This is a genomic window from Solibacillus sp. FSL R5-0691, from assembly GCF_037974225.1.
Lineage (GTDB): Bacteria > Bacillota > Bacilli > Bacillales_A > Planococcaceae > Solibacillus.
On the sequence record NZ_CP150231.1, the window covers coordinates 3117348 to 3140016 of the forward strand.

The window sequence follows — 22669 nt, forward strand, 5'->3', positions numbered from 1 at the left end:
TAAATAATGTGAAATTTTCTATAATTATTTTATATTAAAACCGGAGGGATGAATAATGACAATTATAAAAAACAATACAATTGGTGATACACCTTTTCAGCAATTATTAGGCTTTAATATAAAAGTTCAAGAGCACTGGGCTAGTTTAGGTGATTTGCTTGAAAAAGATGGGTTTTTAACTGCTACATTGAAGGAACAAGTCCGTAGAGTTCTTGCACAAGAAAATGGCTGTCAATACTGTAAAGCAAAAGGAAAACCAGATCCAATACTTTACGATGAAAAAACAGCTATATGTACCAGTTATGCCGAAGCCTTTTTGAAAACAAAAGGGCATACACCACTTAATATTACGTTAGTTTTAAAAGAGTACTTATCGGATGAAGAAATTAGTGAACTCCTAGCTTTTATTAGTTTTACGACTGCTTCGCAGTATTTTGGAGCCTTAATGCAATTGAAAGCTTCAAATTAAAGCTGGCAAAATATGCGAAACTTAAATCCAAAAGAAGAATATTAAATACTTAAAATTAGAAGAGAAGGTGAAAAATTGATAATTTTTTTAGGAACACCGAAAATAGAAACCGAGCGATTAATCCTTAGAAGGATGGAAATAAAAGATACTCAAAAGGTTTATAATCATTGGCTTTCAGACGAACGGGTATCTGACAACCGGGCGAGTGCCGTACATAAGAACATTTTGGAAACAAGTGAGAGAGTAGCAAAAATTATAAGTAATTATGCTAGTAACGAATTTTGTTGGTGGGCTATTGAACAAAAAGTTAATAGTGAATTGATTGGAGAAATCGATTTGTATGAATTTGATAACACCACTGGAAACTGTGAAGTAAGCTATTCTATTGGATACGAATGGTGGAATCAAGGTTATGGGACCGAAGCTTTAATGGCAGTAGTGGAATTTGGATTCCAATATATGAATATTCACAAGATTTCTGCTGCACATAATACGGACAACCCTGCTTCAGGGAAAATAATGAGTAAGGCAGGGATGATTAAAGAAGGAATCATCAGACATATGATTCGTAATGCCAAAAACCAATATAAAGACTGTGTTGTTTATGGAATACTTCACGAAGATTATCTTGAAACATATGACGAGAAAAGAATACTTAGTATCGAAAAAATTGCCGAGGATAATGCGTGGGAAAAGAGCAACCCCCATTAAATTAGATGAGGGTTGTTTCATTTTCTTTTATTTAGGAACATAATAAAAGCTTTGTTGATGTCCGATTTTTAAACCACTGATTGTGTCCAAATACATATATTATTAATATGAAGCTGATGAATTTAGGTAGATTTTTGAATATAATGAGCTTGTTCAAAAGGTTGCTGCTTTTTTAAATAGTATTCTTCTGCTACCCAGTATCGTTCTTTGTATTTCTTTAACCTTGCTACTAAATCTCCAATATATGTATCACGTAGCAGTACACGCTCGTATCTTATTTCTTTAGGACAATCTAGGTAAACGATGTAATCATAAAAGCTTCTCCATTCATCCCTCAAAAGAAAGATACCTTCAATTATTACAATGCTGTTGGATGAGAAATTAATAGTTTTGTTGATATGAGTATCCTCTTCCTTTTGATAAAAAGACAATGTTAATGATTGAACGTTTTGTTGAATCTTTTGAAAAAGTTGTTCTTTCAAATATTCGGTATCCCATTGTAATTGATAATATTCAAACCATTGTTCCTGCCCTGTACCATATCTCTTGGATTTTTCAACAATATGATCATCAATATGAATTATTACTACATTATTTAGTATTCCTTTAAGCTGCTTTACAAGGGTTGTTTTGCCAGCACCTGATAAGCCATCTAGAGCAATGAGATAGGGTCTTGTTTTAATATGCTTTTCGTATCCCTCTTTAATTCGAAAAATCAAGTTATCAGAATTAACCATATAAATGAAATCCCTTCGATGGTTTTGTTATTTAAATTCTTTATTAAGTTATGTACCTTTTAAATATATGCCCAAGCATCTTTTCATATCTTTCAAAAAATTGTTATTAAACTGGCCCTATAATTGAACAAAGCATTTTTTATTCAAGAAAAGCGCCCAGATTGTGGAAGATCAATTTTCAAATAAAGCTCTTCTTTACGAATACCATCTTATTTTATAAAATCAAATATTTTTATATCCACTTCATCTATGTGACCAATCTTTTGCTCTAAGTCCCATAATCTAATTTCAGACGTTTCGTTATTTTTTTGAAATGGATGGAGTTTTTCAAGAGTAGAAAAGTAAACAGGATTATACTTAATTACACCATTTATTAAATTTCTTACTTTTAACAAACCCTTAAATTCTATATTAAAAACTCTTTGACCAGTTTCTTCATAAAGTTCTCTTATAGCACACTCTTTTGGTGTTTCATTCGCTTCCCTTTGTCCTGCCGGCAATTCCCATTGTTTTCTTAGAGTGTTATAACATAGAAGATATTTGTCATCACATTTAATTACTGCATATGATCCAGCTAATCGTTGATAGTTATAAATTTCAGTTTCTTTTACAAAAATAAATTCAAGGAATTCAAAACCGTTATTCTTTGTAACTATAATTAATATCCTCCCCCGTTAAATACTTTGTTTTAACTGTAAAGGACCACTTCCTTTTTCAAGGAAAGCGCCCGATTGTTAAAGATTTTTATAAAGAAAAATTAGATAATAGTTTTTCAATAACTTCTTGGTCTTCAGGATATGTAAGCATTAATTTTGAAATTTCATTGCTATTCTTCCAAGAAATTTCTTCAATTTCTTCATCGGGGTCTTGATATTGAATTTTACCACCAGTAATTTCACATAAAAAATATTGTGTTGTTACTTTATATTCTTTGATAATTGTTTTTTTGGTATGTAATTCTTTAACTATTTTAGCTTCATAACCTGTTTCTTCTGCAATTTCGCGTATGCAGGCTTCCTCTGCGGTTTCACCAACTTCTACTCCCCCCGAAGGAATACTCCAACTATTAGAATCTTTTGTACGTATCATTAAAACTTGATTGTCTTTAATTATAATGGCTGATGCACCATTCCAAAGCTTATATCGCACAATTTTAATCTCCCATATTTTGCATTTATCACTAATATAACATTATTTTTCAAGAAACGACCCAAAATTGTTGTGTGATAAAACAGAAAGTAATTCAACAATATGGCCAGTTTGTTGAACACAAGTTAACTAACACTCCACAACTAACCTACTTATATCGTTCTAAGTGTTTATAACTACTGAATTATATTCTTAAATATCTGTAATGACTGCGAATTTTTTATAATTGGTAACTGTATGCAAGCATAGCAAAGAAGAAGATGCTTTCTAATCTCCAATTACTACATCAATATCTTCTGTTTTTATCCGGCCCCTACCAGCCATCCTTGCAATTATATTGTTATTTCGATCTTGTGTTCCAACTACAGCAATTTTCTGATTTAAAATTACTCACCTATCGTAACAAAAAGACATTTAGTGTAATAATTACTAATACTACACCTAACGCAATAACAAATTTTCATACTGCCCTGAAAGTTTAAACACAGCATAGTTTGTTGTCCCTTAAAGGGTTGAATTTTTATGACTCTAGGAAATATAATCCCTTCGTAAAAATTTATATCAAATTGAAGTGCTAATTAAGCAATTTAATAGCTCCTCTATAGCTTTTCAATTTGGATTAGGGAGAAAAACATTTATGCCATCATTAAACGACAAACAACTTTTTAAGACTGCCCATTTAAAAACAAATAAATTAGTTAACACTAAAACCATAAACCCACCAGCATCTCAATACAAAATCGGTGGTGATTTTATATGAGATGTGCAATTTATGCACGTGTTTCAACAGAAATGGACGGCCAAAAGACGTCTATTGATAATCAAATTGATATTTTTAAAGCGTATGCTGTGGAACGCGGTTGGGAAATCACACACATATATACAGACAAAAAATCTGGTACTAAAGGTAATCGTCCTGGTTTTAAAAATTTAATTAAAGATGGAAAGGAAAAGAAGTATGATGTCATTTTAGCAAAAGAGCTTTCAAGGCTTGCTAGAAATGGCGGATTATCTTACGAATTGAGGGATACTTGTCAGTTGCATAATATCCACATCGTTTGCCTAGATAATTCTGTAAATACAATCGAAGGAAACATTCAAAACTTTGGTCTCTTCGCTTGGCTTTATGAAACAGAATCGACTAATAGCAGCAGAAGAAATAAACAGGCTAGACGTATTAAAGCACAGAAAGGGCAATTTATTGGGTCAACTCCTCCATATGGTTATAGCTGCCAAGAGGGAAAACTTATTATTCGTAATGATGAGACCCCTGAAGTTGTTCGACGCATTTTTAATGAATATTTAGCAGGAAAAGGTATGGACACTATTGCGAAAGATTTATTTACTGCCAATATCCTAACCCCATCTCAGGTAGCTAATAAAAAAAATGCATCAAATGTGTGGCATTCATCAACCGTTAAAAAAGTTTTAATGAATAGACATTATTGTGGAGATATGGTGCAACTTCGTACTGAAACGATTTCAGTAACAACAAACAAGCGTCGTACAACTGAAGAAAGTAAGCTTGTTATTCACGAAGGGACTCACGAACCTATTATTTCATTTGAAACATTCAAAACTGTTGAAAAGTTGCTGAATAAGCGAACAAGAGCTGCAACAGCACCATCTACACATCTTTTTTCTAACCTTATTTTCTGCGAAGACTGTGGAAAAGGAATGTGGTATAAAGCGAATCAAAAAGGGTATCGTTGCGGAGGCAATATACGACACGGAGAACGCTTTTGTTTAAATAGACACCCTATAAAATCTATTGATTTAGAACAAGTAATCTCGTGTGACATAAAGGCCTTATTTCAAATCTTTAAAGACGATACACTAATGAGACGCTTTGAAAACAAGATGAATGCAAAAAAACGTCAAATCGAGGAAAAATTAAGAAATGCAGAAAAGAAAATTTTCAATCTAGAAAAGAAAAAGCGGGACTATGTTGATTTATACACGGATAAAATTATTTCAAAAGAAGATTTAAATGAATTAAGAATGAACGTCAGTAATGAAATTGATGAAGTTAAGTTGACTATTTCTGATTTAGATCGTGAGTTAACTAATTGTTCAAATGAAAATTATCTAAAATCCCTAAAGAATAAGCTTGAACAATTTTTCACAGTCGATATATTAACTTCACAAATGCTAAATACATTAGTCGATAAAATTTCTTGTAGTGTAAACGGAGAAATTAGAATTCATTATAATTTTGAAAATCCGTTTGAAACACAAAAAGAAGACAGTAACCTCGATGGGTAACTGTCCTCTTTAAAAGGGTTAATCCTCTTCTTTTAAAATAAGTTGCGAGACGCACTCGACGTGAGTCGTGTGCGGGAACATATCAACTGGTTGTACTTCTTTTGTTTTATATCCGCCATCTTCTAAAATGCGGAGGTCACGTGCAAGCGTTGCAGGGTTGCATGATACGTACACTACACGCTTCGGTTTTTGCTCGATGATTGTATTCAGTAACGCTTCATCACAGCCTTTACGCGGTGGATCGACTACTAATACATCTGCTTCTTTACCTTCTTTATACCAGCGTGGAATAACTTCCTCTGCCGGGCCTGCTTCGAAATATGTGTTTGTAAAACCGTTCAGTGCGGCATTGCGTTTCGCGTCCTCAATTGCCTGCTCAACAATTTCAACACCCATTACATGACCAGCCTTTTGGGCTAAAAACAGTGAAATGGAACCGATACCGCAATATGCATCGATTACACGTTCATTGCCTGTCAGCTGTGCATAATCAAGTGCCTGCTTATAAAGCACTTCTGTTTGAACAGGGTTGACTTGATAAAACGAGCGTGCCGAAATTTCAAAGCGGACATTGCCGATTGTATCTTCAATTGTATCCTTGCCCCAAAGCGTAAATGTATCATTACCGAAAATGACATTTGTTTTCTCGCCGTTTACATTTTGCACGATGGACGTAACATTCGGGATTAGCGCACGGATTTTTTCGATCGCCGCGTTCGCCTGCGGGAATTTTTTGGACTTCGTAACGAGTACGACCATCACTTCGCCTGTTGCACGCCCTTTACGAACGACAACATGACGCAGCATGCCTTGATGGGATTTTTCATCATATGGACGCACACCTAAAATTTCTAATTCACGTTTCAGGTCTGCCATGACAACATCGGCTTCCCCTGTTTGAATCAAACAACGTTCCATATCAACGATTGAGTGTGACTTCGTTTTATAGAACCCTGCCACCATTTGTCCTGCTTCGTTTTGAGCGAATGGTATTTGTGATTTATTGCGGTAATGCCAAGGCTCTTCCATCCCTTTTACCGGAAGGACAGGAGCATCGATTTTACCAAGACGCTTCATCACATTTGCAACCATATTTTGTTTCCATTTCAATTGTCCCTCATACGAAAGATGCTGTAACTGGCATCCCCCACATTGCGAGAAATAGACACATGGCGCTTCTACACGATCAGGCGACTTTTGCAGTATATTGATCACTTTTGCAAAGCCATAATTCTTCAATGTTTTCATTACATGAATTTCGGCAGTTTCTCCAGGAAGTGCCCCTTGTATAAATAATGGATAGCCATCAATTTTCGCAACGCCATTGCCATCATGTGTTAAATCTTCTATATAAACTGTTTGACGATCATTTTTTTTAATTGGTGCAGACATGTTCATTTCTTCCTCTCATTTCAATCACTTTATTGTACCACGCTCTATATATTTTGCACTTATTATACTTTCCACTAATATTCAGAGTAATTTAAATTATTACTTTTGTTCTAGTATTCAGTAAGTATTGCCTATATAATTTACCATATAGCTTAAATAATTCTATTAATTTCAAGGAGAAGAAAAAACATGTCAGTTCGCAAAAAACTTAATATAGGCTTTATTTTAATCGGGGCGATTCTTCTGCTTTCAATCGGATTTGCAACCGTTCAGTTTTTCCGTATTGGCGATGAGGTTTCCAAAGCCGTTGATGTACAAATGGCACAGGTTACGCGTATTAACGATATTCAGCAGCACATATTATCCCAAGGGATTTATGCACGTGCCTATGCGGTAGACCCTTCTCAAAATAACTTGGATTTACTAAACAACCATACAACAAGCCTCGTTCAATTAATTGAGGAAGTACAAGAAGAAAATATTTTAGCAGAAGCTAAACCGATTATTACAAACTTAAAAGATCAGTCGGAAATAATTGCCGGGCAAATGGATAAGGTGATCTCCTCTGTACAGGCACGTGATATTTCGTCCGCTTTGTCTATGGTAAATGGAGATTATACATATACGAGTGTATTCACTAGTGAACTTGCGGAGAAAGTAGAACAGGTCGAAAACAAAGAGCTTGATAAAGTCGTAAACAATACGAAAGACATGATCTCACTTTCTACGATTTTGTCGATTGTTTTCATTATTATTACGCTTATCGTCATCGGATTTTATATGGTCTATACGAAATACGGTATTACACAGCGTCTTCAATCCATTACAAATGATCTGGAACAAATCGCAGACGGGAATATTAAAGTTGAACATAAACCGGTTCACACAAAAGATGAATTCGGGTTGCTGTCGAATGCTTTTATTTCATTGCAGCGTAACTTTGAGGAGTTGTTGTTAAGTATTCAGCAAAATGCGAATCAGCTTAGCAATTCGGCGGATGCACTTATGAGAAACAGTGGGTCGATTTCTTCGGAAACGGCTCATATTAAAGAACTGATCGAGCATACTGCACAAACAGCCTCAACGATGACCATTGGAGCAAATGAAAGTGCACTTGCTGTAGATGAAACAGCTCAGGGAATTAACTCGATCGCACGTGCAACACAGGACCTGCATAGCGGTGCTGTCACATTAACGCAGTTTGCCAATGATGGTGTGAAAATTATTGATGAAGCGATGCAGCAAATGGAAACAGTGCATACATCGACTCAATCGATATCCAACCTATCAAATGTGTTAATCGAACAGTCGGGGCAGATCAGTACAATAACGAAAGCTATTACCGATATCGCAGATCAGACAAATCTGCTCGCCTTGAATGCTGCCATTGAAGCGGCTAGAGCTGGTGAACACGGGAAAGGCTTTGCTGTAGTTGCAGATGAAGTTCGCAAACTTGCAGAGCAGTCGAAAAAATCGGCAAACGAAATTGTGCATTTAACCGAAACGATTCAGCACAATTCCCAAAATGTTGGCGAAGCGGTGGAAAACAGTCTCAAGTGTGCAACGGATGGCGTTGTTATCATCGATCGTGCCGGTCAATCATTCCATACGATTACCGACAATATTTACAGTATAACGGAACGTGTAGAACATATTTCTGCTACATCACAGCAAATTTCAGCAAGCTCTGAAGAAGTTGCCGCTTCTGTCATCGAAATTTCGCAAGGTACTGAAAAAACGATGACCGATGTTGAGCAAGTAGCCAATGCGACTCAACTTCAAACTGAAATTGTTGTTGAAATGGAAGAGTTGTCTAAACGTTTAGCCAATCAGGCAAAACAGCTCCAACAAAGTATGGAGAAATTTACATTATAGAATGATTGCTTTTAATCACCTTCACTTTAACGGTTTTAATTGTTGAAGTGAGGGTTTTTTAAAAGTTTCTCGTTGGATATTAGAAGAAATTTTCGTTTATTAGAAAAGTTGAGCGGGAAATTAGAAAATAGACTTTCTGCAGAGTGTTTAGTTTGCTCTTTTTTATGGAGGTGTGCGGATATTAGAACAATGGGGAGCTTTATTAGAAGATGGTGAAAGGATATTAGAACATTTGGCCGGTTTATTTGAACATCTTAGACCGATATTAGAAGATCAAGCTGATATATTAGAACTTCCGCCTTTTATTAGAACTTAATTTATTTTATTAGAACATTTAAGCAATATATTAGAACAAACTCCGCCGCAAGCTCTCCCGCGTCCGCTCCCGCCCCCCACAAAACAAAAAACTCACAAGGGCATTCCACTACCCTTGCAAGCTTAAGTTAAATTACTTCTTCATCCGTTTCAATTTCACGAATTCGATTGATTGGCACGAATACTTCAATATGTCGTTTTAAATTTTGGAAAATAGCTGGTGCATCGCCGCCATACTCCCCGTCCAAGTTTAAATGAACTTCCTGATCGGATGATACGACAACACGGCTTGCTTTTCGGTAAATAACGCGCTCGTCGGATAAATGCTCGCCACGTAATGCTAGTGAGGCAATGCGAATGAAATCCGCAATATTGCATTCCTTTAAAATCATAACGGTAAACAGTCCGTCATTGATCGATGCATCCGGTGCGATTTTTTCAAAACCGCCGACTGAATTTGTTAAGCCACATAAAAACATCATCGCTTTCCCATCAAACTCTTCATCATCCATTTGAATTTTCATATGTGTCGCTTTAATGGAAGGAATCATTTCAATCGCTTTCAAATAATACGCCATCTGTCCAAGTACCGTTTTCATTCTGCTCGGAACTTCATATGTCAGCTCAGTGATTCGCCCGCCTGCAGCAATGTTGATAAAGTAGCGGTTTTCATTTAAAATGCCGACATCTACAGGTATCGTATCCCCTGCAACAATAATGTTCAGTGCTTCCTCGACATTTCGGGGAATCCGAACAGCCCGTGCAAAGTCATTTGTCGTGCCCATTGGAATCAAACCAAGCTTCGGACGTTTTTCACATTGACTAATACCTGCTACTACCTCATTTAACGTACCGTCTCCACCTACCGCAATTACGACATCAAATTCACGACGAACAGCCTCGATTGCCGCTTTTGTCGCATCACCTTCACAAGTCGTTGCATGGCACGAAGTTTCGTATCCGGCTATTTCCAGCTTCTCCAGTACTTCCGGAAGATGCCTCTTAAATGCCTCACGACCCGAAGTCGGGTTATATATAATTCTCGCTCTTTTCATTTTGATCTCATCCTGATTAATTATATTTTTCATTCTGTCAAAAGTATACTGCTGTCTGATTTAGAAAAGCAACAATTGCACCTGGGATATTCTCTTCAATAATACATTTAAAATAGAAAAAAGTTCCTACTATATTATATAGTAAGAACTCGTAAAAGTAACAGAATAAGTAAAATTATATCGCTGCGCTTACTTTATTTTTAAAGTCTTCATATACGTAGCTCCACAGCTTTGAATCGTTTACATATTGTCCACGCATATTTTCATATACCGCTTTTTGCGCTTCCTCAAATGAAGGATCTTCTTTGTCCGGTAAAGTCGCACGTAAATCTGTAACTAGCTGCTGTAGCTGTGGTGCACGTGGGCCCCATGTCGTAATTACTTCCCCGGCTTCATTTAAAATTAAATACATTGGAATAGCTCGTCCGCCATTTGTTAAATAACGATCGATTAAATCTGTATCCGCATCGCGTAATGCTGTTCGAATTTCCACATCTGCCGCTTCCGCTACTTTACGGATAATCGGGTTATTAATCATCGCATCCCCGCACCAGTCTTCCGTAATCGCTAAAATATGGACATTTGCATTTTTCAATTTTTCAATGAAAGCTGCATTTTCCGGAAGTTCAAAGCGCTCATAAATTGCAAAGCTTTGTTCTTTCAGTTGGGACATTGCATCCATATATTCCTTCATTGATGTGCTCTCTTCGAAGTATTGTTGTTCTGTTTTCATATATATACCACCTTTCAAATTCTCTATTCTATTTTGCACGTTTTAAAGAAAAAAAGAAAGTTTTATGTGTCAAAATTGTTACACAATAATACAATTCTAAATTTTCAAAACCAGTTGTACGAAACAGCAAATATTTAATATTTTCAAGAATATAAAAATCACTTAAAGTTTTTTTCAAATAATAATACCTTATAGTAAAATAATTAAAAATTTTCTTAATTATTTTATTTATTAGTATCTATAAAATATTTTTAATGTAGTATATATTTCTTATAAATATTCTGATATATTAAAATAACGCATCAAAAAATTATCAGAAAATTTAATTTACATGATTTTCTAGGAGGGTTTATTTATGAAACGCAATAAAAAGGTCGCATTGACTGCTACAGCACTTTCATTATCTGCATTACTTGCAGCTTGTGGTGGTGGAGAAGAATCAAAATCTACATCATCTGGAGATGGTGAAAAAGAATTAGATTTACTAATCACTTCGGAGCCGCCTTCATTACATCCACAATTGGCTTCAGATACAACTTCTGGTGCAATTTTAGAAAACACTTTTGAAGGTTTAACAACAATGGTTGATGGCGAGCCAGTTTTAGCTGCTGCTGAAGACTATAAAGTATCTGATGATCTTTTAACTTATACTTTCACTTTACGTGACGCACAATGGTCAAACGGTGAAAAAGTAACAGCTGAAGATTTCGCTTACGCTTGGAAATGGGCATTAAACCCGGAAAATGCGTCTGAATATTCTTCAATCCTTTACCCTATTAAAGGAGCAGAGGCTTACAATACTGGTAAAGGCACTGCTGAAGATGTGGCGATTAACGTAATCGATGAAAAAACATTAGAAGTAACATTAAACGCTCCAACTCCATATTTCTTGGAATTGACAGCATTCAAAACGTTCTATCCAATTCACAAAGCAACAGCTGAAGCGGATCCAAAATGGTATACAGAAGCAGATACATATGTATCAAATGGTGCATTCAACTTAACTACTTGGAACCACTCAGGCGATATCGTTTTAGAGAAAAGCGATACTTACTGGGATACTGAAAACGTAGATATCGATACAGTAAACATTGCAATGGTTGAATCAGAAACAACTCAAATGACAATGTTCGATGCTGGAGAAATCGATTTCCTAGGAGCTCCTTACGGGACAATTTCTCTTGATGCAATCGACCGTTTAAAATCAGAAGACAAATTAAATGTTTCTGATATGTCATCTATTTACTGGTACAAATTCAATACAGAAGATTCAGTAATGCAAAACGAAAACATTCGTAAAGCATTAGCATTGGCAATCGACCGTGAAGGCTTAATCAGTAATGTAGTAAAAGGCGAACAAGAACCTGCACTAGGTATCGTACCAAACTCTGTTGAAGGCTTCGGCGATGACGAAGGTTACTTCAAAGATGCTGATTTCGAAGAAGCGAAGAAATATTTAGATGCTGGTCTGAAAGAATTAGGCTTAGCTAGCGCTAAAGATTTAGAAGTAAAAGTTTCATACAACACTTCTGAGGCACACTCTGCTATCGCACAATTCATTCAACAAGGCTGGTCATCAAATTTAGGTATTACTGTTAAACTTGATAACTCAGAATGGCAAGTATACTTAGATAAAATCGGAAATGGCGATTACCAAATTGGTCGTCTTGGCTGGGGCGCTGACTACAATGATGCGTACACATTCCTAGAAATGTACAACTCTGCTGATAACGGCAATAACCAAACTGGTTGGTCAAATGACGAGTACACTGCATTATTAAATGAGTCGATCACTGAAACAGATCCGGAAAAACGTACAGAAAAATTATTGGCTGCAGAAGCGGTAATTATGGAAGAAATGCCAGTAGCGCCAATTTACTACAACACGAACTTAAACGTTGTATCTGACGAAGTAGAAAACATGGTTCCAGATGCTTTAGGTAACGTTAACCTTAAATATGTTAAAGTGAAGTAATTTTTACTATTTAGTATTTACTCCTGCGATGGTCGAAATCATTTTCAAAAAATCATCGTAAATAGGGAGTGCCTCGAAATGATATTTCGGGCACTCCCTTTCATAGTTTTATCAAATTTTCAAAATAGTATAAAAAGGAGGTACGGACATTGCTTAACTTCATTATTAAACGATTACTTTATATCGTACTTGCAATGTACTTAATTATTACAGCGACGTTTTTCTTAATGCAGCTTGCTCCCGGTAGCCCGTTTACGAGCGAACGTGAATTGCCACCTGCAATCGAAGAACAGTTAAACGCGAAATACGGATTGGATAATCCTTGGTATATCCAATATAAAGACTATTTAGTAGACACGATGACATTTGATTTTGGGGAGTCGATGAAATATAAAGGCCGTTCCACAAATGACATTATCGCAGAGAGCTTCCCTGTATCCCTTGCTTTAGGTCTTCAGGCGATGGTATTGGCAATTGGCCTTGGTGTTTTACTAGGCGTTGTTTCTGCACTGTATCATAATCGCTTTGGAGATTATGCCGCAACAATTTTCGCAATTTTGGGGATTTCGGTTCCTTCATTCATTTTGGCCGGACTGTTACAGTATTACCTGGCATTTGAAGCCGGCTGGTTCCCGGTTAGTGGCTGGAAAGGATTCGCCTATACAATTTTACCTTCATTGGCGATTGCTGTTACCCATGCCGGATTTATTGCTAAACTTACACGTTCTAGTATGTTGGAGCAAAACAATAGTGAGTATGTAAAGCTTGCTCGTGCAAAAGGTTTAGGAAAATGGACAATTGTTTTCAAGCACTCTTTACGTAATGCATTATTACCGGTTGTAACGTATTTAGGTCCACTATTTGCCGGTGTTATTACTGGTTCGTTCGTTATTGAACAGATTTTTGCGGTACCGGGACTTGGCCGCCATTTCGTAACAAGTATTACAAACCGTGACTATACGGTAATTATGGGTACGACTGTGTTCTATTCATTAATTTTATTGCTGGCTGTATTAATCGTAGACATTTTATACAGTGTCATCGATCCACGTATTAAATTGAAAGGAGCGAAAAAATAATGGCTCAAAACGAACAGCAAATACCAAAAGTATCAGCTGACATGTTCGATGTTGTCGGTCGTTCAGAAAATACAGATGCCCTTTCTAAAAAGCAAGTATCTTATTGGAAGGAAGTATTTTATCGCTTCTCTCATAACAAGTTAGCTGTAGTTGGATTAGCCCTTCTTATTATCATTGCAGGTTTTGCAATTTTTGCGCCGATATTCTCTTCTTATACATATGAACAGAATGTCGGATTATACAATACCGCTCCTTCTGCAACACATTGGTTCGGAACGGATGACCTTGCGCGTGATATTTTCGTCCGTGCATGGGAAGGTGCCCGAATTTCATTATTCATCGGTATTACTGCCGCTGTCATTGATTTGATTATCGGGGTTTTATGGGGAAGTATTGCAGGTTTGGCAGGCGGCCGTGTCGATAACATTATGATGCGTATCGCAGACGTATTAACGGCAATCCCTTATTTATTAGTAGTAATTATTTTATTGGTAATTATGGAGCCTGGTTTAGTTCCTATGATTATCGCCCTTTCCATTACCGGTTGGGTAAACATGGCGCGAATTGTACGAAGTGAAGTACTGAAAATTAAAAATCAGGAGTACGTACTTGCTGCTCGTACATTAGGCGCAAATCAATGGCACATCATTAAACGTCACTTAATCCCAAATGCAATGGGTGCTATTTTAGTAACAATGACAATGACTATTCCAAGTGCAATTTTCACAGAGAGTTTCTTAAGCTACTTAGGTTTAGGGGTTCAGGCTCCTTTAGCCAGCTGGGGTACGATGGCCTCTGAAGGTTTCAAAGCACTTCAATCTGCACCATGGCGATTATTGTTCCCTGCAGCTTTAATCTCGATTACAATTTTCGCATTTAACGCAGTTGGAGACGGCTTACGTGACGCACTTGATCCGAAATTACGTAAATAAGGAGAGTGTACGCAATGAAGAAAAAAGTATTAGAAGTAAACGACTTACGTATTAATTTCAAAACGTACGCTGGTGTCGTACAAGCCGTACGCGGAGTAAGCTTTGAATTATACGAAGGCGAAACATTAGCGATCGTTGGTGAATCCGGTTCCGGAAAATCCGTAACGAGTAATGCACTGATGAAGTTAATTCCACAGCCACCTGGTATTTATGCCGGTGGTGAAATCAACTTCAATGGCCGCAATATTATTCCTTTATCTGAAAAAGAAATGATGCAAGTTCGAGGAAATGATATTTCAATGATTTTCCAGGATCCAATGACTGCATTAAACCCGACAATGCGAATCGGTGCGCAAATTACCGAAGTACTGTTGAAGCATAATAAAGTTACCAGTAAGGACGAAGCAAAAAAACGTGCGGTTGAGCTGCTTGATCAAGTAGGTATCCCTTTCCCTGAAAAACGTTATAAGTCTTATCCTCACGAACTGTCAGGCGGGATGCGTCAACGTGTTGTTATCGCTATCGCACTTGCAGCAGATCCGAAGCTGTTAATTGCCGATGAGCCAACAACAGCGCTTGATGTAACGATTCAGGCTCAAATTTTAGAGCTGATGAAAGAACTTCAAAAGAAATCAAATACGTCGATTATTTTCATTACACATGACTTAGGTGTTGTAGCAAATGTTGCAGACCGAGTTGCGGTAATGTACGCCGGTCAAATCGTTGAGTACGGTACTGTCGAAGATATTTTCTACAACCCTCAGCACCCGTATACTTGGGGGCTGCTTGGCTCTATGCCGGACTTGAACAACTCTACGGATGAGCTGTTGATGGCGATTCCGGGTTCACCGCCAAACTTGATCGATCCGCCTAAAGGTGATGCATTTGCACCTCGTAATGAGTTTGCAATGAAAATCGATTTTGAAGTGGAACCTCCAATGTTTAAAGTATCGGATTCACATTACGCGAAAACTTGGCTACTGCATCCTGATGCACCAAAAATGCCTGTACCTGATGCGGTAGCACGCCGTATTAAAGGCTATCAACAGGAGGGCATGTAATTATGGCAAATAAAATATTAGAAGTAAAAGGCTTAAAACAATATTTTGGCACTGCCAAACAGCCGATCAAAGCGATCGATGGCATCTCCTTTGATGTGTATGAAGGCGAAACATTAGGCTTAGTTGGAGAGTCAGGCTGTGGTAAATCAACGACTGGACGCTCGATTATCCGCCTTTACGATATTACAGAAGGCCAAATCACCTTCAAAGGCAAAAACATCTCAGAAATGAAATCACGTAAAGAATTGATGCAATTCAACCGTGAAATGCAAATGATTTTCCAAGACCCTTATGCGAGTTTAAACCCTCGTATGACGGCCGGTGAATTAATTGCAGAAGGCTTTGAAATCCATGGTCTTTATAAGAATAAAAAAGAACGCCAAGCCCGTATCGGTGAATTGCTGGAAGCAGTCGGACTGACACGCGAGCATGCCAACCGTTATGCCCACGAGTTTTCTGGTGGTCAGCGTCAACGTATCGGCATTGCCCGTGCACTTAGTTTAGACCCAAGCTTCATCATTGCAGACGAACCGATTTCTGCGCTTGATGTTTCTATCCAAGCACAGGTAGTAAACTTATTGAAGCAGCTTCAAAAAGAACGCGGATTAACTTATTTATTCATCGCCCATGATTTATCGATGGTAAAATATATATCAGACCGAATTGCGGTTATGTATCGCGGAAAAATATTAGAACTTGGAAGCGCGGATGAGATTTACAACAATCCAATCCACCCTTATACGAAGTCTCTATTATCAGCAGTTCCTCAGCCAGATCCGGCTTACGAACGCAATCGTACACGTATCCCGTACAAACATGTTGAACATGATCCAGCAGCTAAAGTTATCGAAGCCCGCCCTGGCCATTTCGTATTTGGTACAGAATCACAAGTAAAAGACTGGGCTAAATAAAAGAACAATAAAAAACTCCTTCACGAGGCAATGTGAAGGAGTTCTTTCTATATAATAAGGAAATTTCCAATGACTATAACTTAATATTTAAAATGCTTCTGATGTTGTTTTTGCTTGCATATGCAATGTTAAATAATCCGGTCCGCCTGCTTTAGAGTCAGTACCTGACATGTTGAAGCCACCAAATGGTTGGTAACCAACGATTGCACCTGTACAGCCACGGTTGAAATAAAGGTTTCCAACATGGAACTCTTCACGAGCATACTCTAAGTTCATACGGTCGTTTGTAATTACTGCACCTGTTAAACCGTATTCCGTATTGTTTGCAATATCAATCGCTTCTTCGAATGAATCTGCTTTTGTAATCGCTACTACTGGACCGAAGATTTCTTCTTTCATAATACGTGCTTCCGGATCCACATCGGCAAATACTGTCGGATGTACGAAGTAACCAACTGAATCATCTGCAGTACCGCCAGCAACTAAACGGCCTTCTGTTTTACCGATTTCAATATATTCGCTAATTTTTTTGAATGCAGCCGAATCGATTACTGTAGCCATAAAGTTGTTGTTGTCTGAAGGGTCACCGATTGTTAATGAGTTCGTTAACTCTTCCACACGTTTTACAACTTGATCATATACATCTTTTACGATTACGACACGTGAACATGCTGAACATTTTTGTCCAGAAAAACCGAAAGCTGATTTAACAATGGACTGTGCAGCTAACTCTAAATCTGCATCTTTATCAACAACGATAGTATCTTTACCGCCCATTTCAGCGATAACACGTTTAATCCAGATTTGACCTGGGCTTAATTTTGATGCGCGTTCGTTAATACGTAAGCCGACATCACGAGAACCTGTAAAGCTGATGAAACGTGTTTTCGGGTGGTCTACTAGGTAGTCCCCTACTTCCGCTCCGCTACCAGGTACGAAGTTTACTACACCTTTCGGTAAACCTGCTTCTTCAAGCACTTCAATAAATTTATACGCGACAACCGGTGTTGTTGATGCTGGTTTTAATAGTACTGTGTTACCAGTAACTACAGCCGCTACTGTTGTACCTGCCATAATAGCAAACGGGAAGTTCCAAGGTGAAATAACAATCCCGATTCCTAGAGGGATATAATCATAACGGTTGTATTCATTCGGACGGCTTTCTACTTTACGACCATCTTTCATTTCAAGCATTTGACGGCCATAATATTCTAAAAAGTCGATTGCTTCTGCAGTATCTGCATCCGCTTCATTCCATGGCTTACCTGCTTCTTTCGTTAACCAGGCAGAAAATTCATGCTTGCGGCGGCGGATAATTGTCGCTGCCTTGAACAAAACGTCTGCACGGATTTCAGGTTTAACTTTTTTCCATGACTTAAATGCTTTATCTGCTTCTTGCATCGCTTTTTCAGCCAAGTCTTTTGAAGCTTTTGAAACAGAGCCGATCACTTCTGTTTTCTTTGCCGGGTTATATGATACAATTTTTTCTTCTGTCGTAATACGTTCGCCACCGATAATTAGAGGATAGTCGGCACCAAGCTGTGATTCTACTTTTTTAAGCGCTTCCAAATAAGCTTGCTTGTTTTCTTCTACCGAGAAATCTGTAAATGGTTCATGTTTATAGTTAATCATTTATCATTACCTCCGATATTAAGTGCAATATATTTTTGCATCATATTATGTTACTTAATTTGAATTATGCAATATAATAATGCTTAAAGCAATTATTTTTTCTAAATTACGCAAATTATCTCAATACGACATTCCCATGCTAAAATGAAATGGAGGGGGTTACACCGCATGAATCAACTAGATCGCTCTAGTGTTTTTGAGTTTTTGATTGAAAAAATAGAAACCGGAATTTGCGCTATTGATGAAAATGGACGAGTCATCGTTTACAACAAAAAAATGCGCGAACTTACCGGTGAATCACTTGAACAAATTACACAGCGCTTTTTATCACAGTCGCTAGACTTCAACTTGGAGCAAAATATGCTGCAAAAAGTTTTAGCTTCGGGTCAAAGTTTCAAACATATTAAGCAAACGTTCTGGAATGCCCGTGGTGAAGAAGTGGCACTGATGAATGACTATTATCCATATACCCTAAATGATGGGACAAAAATCGCTATCCAATTTTCCCGCGATATTACACAGCAGGAATTTTTAATGGACCGTCCTTTAAGCCGTTACGGCGCTCCATTAACTTTTGATATCATTACTGCTGTCTCAAAATCGATGAAGCAAGTAATCCAGCAAGCCAAAATTGCTGCTCTGGGACGTATTCCGGTCATGCTTGTCGGTGAATCAGGAACAGGGAAAGATATGATTGCAGAAGGGATTCATCATGAGCTGGCAGAAAAAAACGAACGCTTTATTACACTTATTTGCCGCCGCAATGAAGAAACATTGCTCACTCAAATTGAAAAATATATTGCCGAAGAAAAAAACTATACGTTTTTTGCTGAGCGGATTGAGTTCTTATCAGATGAAGCACAGAACCGTATCGTGGAGCTTCTGGAGCAACATTCCGAACGAAACCATGTATTTATAGCAAGTATTGGTGAAGACCCGATTGACTTAATACAGAAAGGTCACCTTTCCAAAAATCTGTACTACTTATTCTCCAACCTGACTATTCAAGTGCCGGCTTTACGTGAGCGTCGTGAAGACATCAAACCTTTCGTGGATGATTATTTCGCTCGCCGACGTATTGCGTATGGCAGCCCTGTGAAAGGTTTGGCACCTGATATCGAGGAAATATTTATGAACTATGACTGGCCAGGAAATTTAAAAGAACTTGAAGTATTACTGGATGATATCAGCTCACTACTCACAACGGAAGAGTATGTCGAACTTATACATATACCAGCATATTTCAAGTGGAAGCTCCAGCAAGCCGAGCCACATACTACCGAGGAGCAAAAATTGTTCGACTTCTCCGGACAAACATTGCAGCCTCTTGATGAATATATGCGTAAAGTTGAAGATTATTATATTTCGCATGCCTTACAGCTAAACGATGGTAATATTTCACAAACAGCTAAAGCACTCGGTATCCACCGGCAAGGTTTACAATACCGTTTAAAACGCAAATGAAATGATAATATATTCTATAATTTACCATTAAAGAGGCGCCTGACACAGGGGTCTCTTTTTCATTTCCATTTGTGCAACATTTCATTGCATGTTATATAAATTGCGTATTTAAGAGAATGTAAACGTTTCAATAAAGTATTTCACCAAAATTTTTTTACGTTAAAAATCGTTGGTATTCCTCGCTTTTTCTTCTAGCAAACCCTGAACCTCTCAAAATTTGTTTCCTTTTTTAAATTTTTTGTTTTATACTCACCTCAATAACAATAAAATACTTTTTTCAACGCAGGGGGATTGATTAAAATGTCATTAAAAGATTTTTTTATCGCACTTTCAGAGAATCAAACATTAAATTCTGCAGCTCAAAAGTACGGATTTAAGCTGGGGGCGCAAAGTGTCGTTGCAGGTACAAATATCGATGAAGTGATAGAAAGCATCAAGCATTTAAATGCACAAGGTATTTCTTGCACGGTTGATAATCTAGGGGAATTTGTGTTTGAAAAGTCTGCTGCACTTGCTGCAAAAGAACAAATTTTGGCCGTAATCGAACGCATTCACAGTGATAACCTTGATGCACATATTTCACTAAAACCTTCACAATTAGGGTTGGATATTGACTTTGAATTCTGCTTTGAAAATTTAAAAGAGATCGTTGCATTGGCAAATGAATATCAAATTTTTGTTAACTTCGATATGGAAAACTATGCTCGTCTACATCCTTCATTTGAGCTATTGGAAAAGATCCACGCTGAATACAATAATGTCGGAACAGTAATTCAAGCATACTTTTTTGAATCGGATGAAAATGTCGAACGCTTTAAAGATTACCGCTTACGTATCGTAAAAGGTGCTTACAAAGAAGATGAATCTGTCGCTTATCAAAATAAAGCCGATATTGACCGCAAGTTTATCGAGCAAATTGAATACCATTTACTACATGGCAAATTCACTTCAATTGCGACACATGATCACAATGTCATTAATCATGTTAAACAATTTGTCCAAAAGCATAATATTCCGAATGATAAATTTGAGTTCCAAATGCTTTACGGCTTCCGTAAAGAAATGCAGTTGAGTCTTGCTAAAGAAGGATACAACTTCTGTACGTATGTACCGTTTGGTAATGATTGGTATGGTTACTTTATGCGTCGCTTAGCTGAACGCCCGCAAAACCTGACACTTGTCACAAAACAAGTATTTACGAAAAAAACAAATACAATTTTAGCGGTTGCAGCAGGTGCGTTTTTAGCTGGACGTATGTCTAAAAAGTACAGATAAGTTCAGATGCGCCATATTTTATTGCGTTGACGACCATCTATCGAAGCATGTTAAACTAGTCAAAAATTATCAATAAAGGAGTTGTCTTTATGTCGGATTATAGCTATCAGTTGTTAGCCATTATTCTTTACATGATTGCAATGCTTGGTATCGGTTGGTATGCCTTCCGAAAAACTAGTAACCTGACAGACTATATGCTAGGCGGGCGTGGTCTAGGTGCAGCGGTAACAGCTTTAAGTGCCGGAGCATCGGATATGTCGGGCTGGCTATTAATGGGGCTTCCAGGTGCAATCTATTTATCAGGACTAGTGGAAGCTTGGATTGCAATCGGATTGACAGTCGGTGCCTATTTAAACTGGTTACTTGTAGCACCTCGATTACGTATTTATACACATGTAACAAAGGATTCCATCACAATTCCAAGTTATTTGGATAATCGTTTGCGTGACAACACAAAACTATTACGTATCGCATCAGGGATTATCATTTTAGTATTCTTTACATTCTATGTATCTTCCGGAATGGTATCAGGCGGCAAGTTTTTCGAAAGCTCGTTCGGAATGGATTATCATACAGGTCTTTTATTCGTATCTGCGGTAGTTGTTGCCTACACATTATTTGGCGGATTCCTGGCTGTTAGTTATACGGATGTAATTCAAGGTATTATTATGCTTGTTACTTTAATTGCGGTTCCAGTTTTCGGAATTTTCTTAACTGGTGGTATTGGAGAAACGGTCGATTCTATTAAAGCGGTAGATCCGGAAATGTTCAGCCTTCTTCCATCTACTGTTACTGCAGCGGCTATTATCTCTTCTCTTGCATGGGGACTTGGCTATTTTGGTCAGCCGCATATCATCGTACGCTTTATGGCGATTTCATCTGTTAAAGAAACGAAAAGCGCACGACGTATTGGTATTGGCTGGATGATTTTCAGTTTAATAGGTGCCCTTGCAACAGCATTGGTTGGTGTAGCTTACTTCCAGCAGCAAGGTACGGAATTAAAGGATGCTGAAACGGTATTTATCGTACTAGGGCAAATTCTATTCCACCCGTTCATTGCAGGAATTATACTTGCAGCAATTTTAGCAGCAGTAATGAGTACAATTTCTTCCCAATTAATCGTTACTTCTTCAGCACTTATTGAAGATATTTATAAAGCTTTATTCAACAAGACTGCGACAGATAAACATTATGTATTTTTAGGTCGTGTCGCTGTACTATTCGTATCTATTATTGCGGCAATTGTTGCATGGAATCCTGAAAGTACAATTTTAGGTCTTGTAGCATTCGCATGGGCCGGTTTCGGTGCTGCATTCGGTCCAATCATTTTACTTTCTCTGTTCTGGCGTAAGCTTACAAACTACGGAGCACTTGCCGGAATGGTTGCCGGTGCGGCAGTCGCATTCGTTTGGGGACGTACGGAAAGTTTAACAAGCATGCTTTATGAGATTGTACCTGGCTTCATCGCGTGTTTAGTCGTTGCAGTTGTAGTAAGTATTGTGACGTATAAACCAAATGCGGAAATCGAAGAAGAATTCAATGAAACGCAGCGTATTTTAAAAGAAGAGCAATAGTATCAATAAAACGGTATGATCTTTTATAAGATATACCGTTTTTTCAATATCCGGAAAAACTTTTA

At 37.6% G+C, this 22669-nt stretch carries 19 protein-coding genes and 1 pseudogene; 12 read left to right on the top strand and 8 right to left on the bottom strand.

Going from position 1 to position 22669, the window contains the following annotated elements; all coding sequences use genetic code 11:
* Window positions 1-55 precede the first annotated feature (55 nt).
* Both MKY51_RS15740 and MKY51_RS15745 read left to right on the top strand, forming a co-directional pair.
* Window positions 56-469, top strand: a complete 414-nt coding sequence (locus MKY51_RS15740; RefSeq protein ID WP_339173792.1) for a carboxymuconolactone decarboxylase family protein — start codon at window positions 56-58, stop codon at window positions 467-469.
* A 75-nt stretch (window positions 470-544) separates the two neighbouring features.
* Window positions 545-1180, top strand: a complete 636-nt coding sequence (locus MKY51_RS15745; RefSeq protein WP_339173795.1) for a GNAT family protein — start codon at window positions 545-547, stop codon at window positions 1178-1180.
* A 122-nt stretch (window positions 1181-1302) separates the two neighbouring features.
* On the opposite strand, the gene MKY51_RS15750 is transcribed toward MKY51_RS15745, so the two are convergent.
* The 4 genes and pseudogenes from MKY51_RS15750 to MKY51_RS15765 all read right to left on the bottom strand — a co-directional run.
* Window positions 1303-1917: a kinase gene (locus tag MKY51_RS15750; RefSeq protein WP_339173796.1), complete on the bottom strand. Its 615-nt coding sequence runs from the start codon at window positions 1915-1917 to the stop codon at window positions 1303-1305.
* A gap of 209 nt (window positions 1918-2126) precedes the next feature.
* The gene (locus MKY51_RS15755) at window positions 2127-2582 is read right to left on the bottom strand and encodes an NUDIX hydrolase (protein ID WP_339176659.1); all 456 of its coding nucleotides are present in this window, start codon (window positions 2580-2582) and stop codon (window positions 2127-2129) included.
* Between the two features lie 79 nt (window positions 2583-2661).
* Window positions 2662-3066: an NUDIX hydrolase gene (locus tag MKY51_RS15760; protein WP_339173798.1), complete on the bottom strand. Its 405-nt coding sequence runs from the start codon at window positions 3064-3066 to the stop codon at window positions 2662-2664.
* A 270-nt stretch (window positions 3067-3336) separates the two neighbouring features.
* A pseudogene (locus MKY51_RS15765) lies at window positions 3337-3453 on the bottom strand (IS1595 family transposase); the annotation flags it as partial.
* Between the two features lie 369 nt (window positions 3454-3822).
* On the opposite strand from MKY51_RS15765, the gene MKY51_RS15770 reads away from it, so the two are divergent.
* Window positions 3823-5331: a recombinase family protein gene (locus tag MKY51_RS15770; protein WP_339173800.1), complete on the top strand. Its 1509-nt coding sequence runs from the start codon at window positions 3823-3825 to the stop codon at window positions 5329-5331.
* 18 nt (window positions 5332-5349) lie between these two features.
* On the opposite strand, the gene rlmD is transcribed toward MKY51_RS15770, so the two are convergent.
* Complete coding sequence (gene rlmD, locus MKY51_RS15775; RefSeq protein WP_339173801.1) at window positions 5350-6723, bottom strand: 23S rRNA (uracil(1939)-C(5))-methyltransferase RlmD; 1374 nt, start codon at window positions 6721-6723, stop codon at window positions 5350-5352.
* 189 nt (window positions 6724-6912) lie between these two features.
* On the opposite strand from rlmD, the gene MKY51_RS15780 reads away from it, so the two are divergent.
* Window positions 6913-8598 carry a methyl-accepting chemotaxis protein gene (locus MKY51_RS15780; RefSeq protein ID WP_339173804.1) on the top strand — a complete coding sequence of 562 codons (1686 nt, stop codon included), beginning with the start codon at window positions 6913-6915 and terminating at the stop codon, window positions 8596-8598.
* Window positions 8599-9041: 443 nt separating this feature from the next.
* On the opposite strand, the gene MKY51_RS15785 is transcribed toward MKY51_RS15780, so the two are convergent.
* Both MKY51_RS15785 and MKY51_RS15790 read right to left on the bottom strand, forming a co-directional pair.
* Window positions 9042-9968: a diacylglycerol kinase gene (locus tag MKY51_RS15785; protein WP_339173807.1), complete on the bottom strand. Its 927-nt coding sequence runs from the start codon at window positions 9966-9968 to the stop codon at window positions 9042-9044.
* A 175-nt stretch (window positions 9969-10143) separates the two neighbouring features.
* Window positions 10144-10701 carry a thioredoxin family protein gene (locus MKY51_RS15790; RefSeq protein ID WP_339173808.1) on the bottom strand — a complete coding sequence of 186 codons (558 nt, stop codon included), beginning with the start codon at window positions 10699-10701 and terminating at the stop codon, window positions 10144-10146.
* Window positions 10702-11056: 355 nt separating this feature from the next.
* Here MKY51_RS15790 and MKY51_RS15795 point away from each other — a divergent pair, with 355 nt between their 5' ends.
* From MKY51_RS15795 to MKY51_RS15815, 5 genes are all read left to right on the top strand, one after another.
* Window positions 11057-12676: a peptide ABC transporter substrate-binding protein gene (locus tag MKY51_RS15795; RefSeq protein ID WP_339173809.1), complete on the top strand. Its 1620-nt coding sequence runs from the start codon at window positions 11057-11059 to the stop codon at window positions 12674-12676.
* A 149-nt stretch (window positions 12677-12825) separates the two neighbouring features.
* Window positions 12826-13755 (top strand): ABC transporter permease, encoded by a 930-nt coding sequence (locus tag MKY51_RS15800; RefSeq protein WP_008405519.1) that lies wholly within the window; start codon window positions 12826-12828, stop codon window positions 13753-13755.
* Window positions 13755-14687 carry an ABC transporter permease gene (locus MKY51_RS15805; RefSeq protein ID WP_339173811.1) on the top strand — a complete coding sequence of 311 codons (933 nt, stop codon included), beginning with the start codon at window positions 13755-13757 and terminating at the stop codon, window positions 14685-14687. The genes MKY51_RS15800 and MKY51_RS15805 overlap by 1 nt, the downstream gene beginning before the upstream one ends.
* Window positions 14688-14701: 14 nt before the next feature.
* Window positions 14702-15748, top strand: coding sequence for an ABC transporter ATP-binding protein (locus tag MKY51_RS15810; protein WP_339173812.1), 1047 nt, complete (start codon window positions 14702-14704; stop codon window positions 15746-15748).
* A 2-nt stretch (window positions 15749-15750) separates the two neighbouring features.
* Window positions 15751-16659, top strand: a complete 909-nt coding sequence (locus MKY51_RS15815; protein WP_339173813.1) for an ATP-binding cassette domain-containing protein — start codon at window positions 15751-15753, stop codon at window positions 16657-16659.
* Window positions 16660-16746: 87 nt separating this feature from the next.
* Here MKY51_RS15815 and pruA read toward each other — a convergent pair whose 3' ends face one another.
* Window positions 16747-18291, bottom strand: coding sequence for an L-glutamate gamma-semialdehyde dehydrogenase (pruA, locus tag MKY51_RS15820; protein WP_339173815.1), 1545 nt, complete (start codon window positions 18289-18291; stop codon window positions 16747-16749).
* A gap of 168 nt (window positions 18292-18459) precedes the next feature.
* Between pruA and MKY51_RS15825 the strand changes: the two genes are divergently transcribed.
* The 3 genes from MKY51_RS15825 (at window position 18460) to putP (ending at window position 22604) form a co-directional block, all read left to right on the top strand.
* Window positions 18460-19755: a sigma 54-interacting transcriptional regulator gene (locus MKY51_RS15825; protein ID WP_339173817.1), complete on the top strand. Its 1296-nt coding sequence runs from the start codon at window positions 18460-18462 to the stop codon at window positions 19753-19755.
* A 300-nt stretch (window positions 19756-20055) separates the two neighbouring features.
* Window positions 20056-21030: a proline dehydrogenase family protein gene (locus MKY51_RS15830; RefSeq protein WP_339173819.1), complete on the top strand. Its 975-nt coding sequence runs from the start codon at window positions 20056-20058 to the stop codon at window positions 21028-21030.
* A gap of 89 nt (window positions 21031-21119) precedes the next feature.
* Entirely contained in the window at window positions 21120-22604 is a 1485-nt protein-coding gene (putP, locus tag MKY51_RS15835) for a sodium/proline symporter PutP (RefSeq protein ID WP_339173820.1), read from the top strand.
* The last annotated feature ends 65 nt before the right edge of the window (window positions 22605-22669 follow it).

Excerpts from the sequence above, each read along its gene's own strand:
- MKY51_RS15785 (WP_339173807.1), bottom strand. The coding sequence starts at position 9,968 with ATGAAAAGAGCGAGAATTATATATAACCCGACTTCGGGTCGTGAGGCA.
- MKY51_RS15740 (WP_339173792.1), top strand. The coding sequence starts at position 56 with ATGACAATTATAAAAAACAATACAATTGGTGATACACCTTTTCAGCAA.
- MKY51_RS15810 (WP_339173812.1), top strand. The coding sequence starts at position 14,702 with ATGAAGAAAAAAGTATTAGAAGTAAACGACTTACGTATTAATTTCAAA.
- MKY51_RS15790 (WP_339173808.1), bottom strand. The coding sequence starts at position 10,701 with ATGAAAACAGAACAACAATACTTCGAAGAGAGCACATCAATGAAGGAA.
- MKY51_RS15770 (WP_339173800.1), top strand. The coding sequence starts at position 3,823 with ATGAGATGTGCAATTTATGCACGTGTTTCAACAGAAATGGACGGCCAA.
- MKY51_RS15795 (WP_339173809.1), top strand. The coding sequence starts at position 11,057 with ATGAAACGCAATAAAAAGGTCGCATTGACTGCTACAGCACTTTCATTA.
- MKY51_RS15825 (WP_339173817.1), top strand. The coding sequence starts at position 18,460 with ATGAATCAACTAGATCGCTCTAGTGTTTTTGAGTTTTTGATTGAAAAA.
- MKY51_RS15780 (WP_339173804.1), top strand. The coding sequence starts at position 6,913 with ATGTCAGTTCGCAAAAAACTTAATATAGGCTTTATTTTAATCGGGGCG.
- putP (WP_339173820.1), top strand. The coding sequence starts at position 21,120 with ATGTCGGATTATAGCTATCAGTTGTTAGCCATTATTCTTTACATGATT.
- MKY51_RS15815 (WP_339173813.1), top strand. The coding sequence starts at position 15,751 with ATGGCAAATAAAATATTAGAAGTAAAAGGCTTAAAACAATATTTTGGC.
- MKY51_RS15750 (WP_339173796.1), bottom strand. The coding sequence starts at position 1,917 with ATGGTTAATTCTGATAACTTGATTTTTCGAATTAAAGAGGGATACGAA.
- pruA (WP_339173815.1), bottom strand. The coding sequence starts at position 18,291 with ATGATTAACTATAAACATGAACCATTTACAGATTTCTCGGTAGAAGAA.
- rlmD (WP_339173801.1), bottom strand. The coding sequence starts at position 6,723 with ATGTCTGCACCAATTAAAAAAAATGATCGTCAAACAGTTTATATAGAA.
- MKY51_RS15805 (WP_339173811.1), top strand. The coding sequence starts at position 13,755 with ATGGCTCAAAACGAACAGCAAATACCAAAAGTATCAGCTGACATGTTC.
- MKY51_RS15830 (WP_339173819.1), top strand. The coding sequence starts at position 20,056 with ATGTCATTAAAAGATTTTTTTATCGCACTTTCAGAGAATCAAACATTA.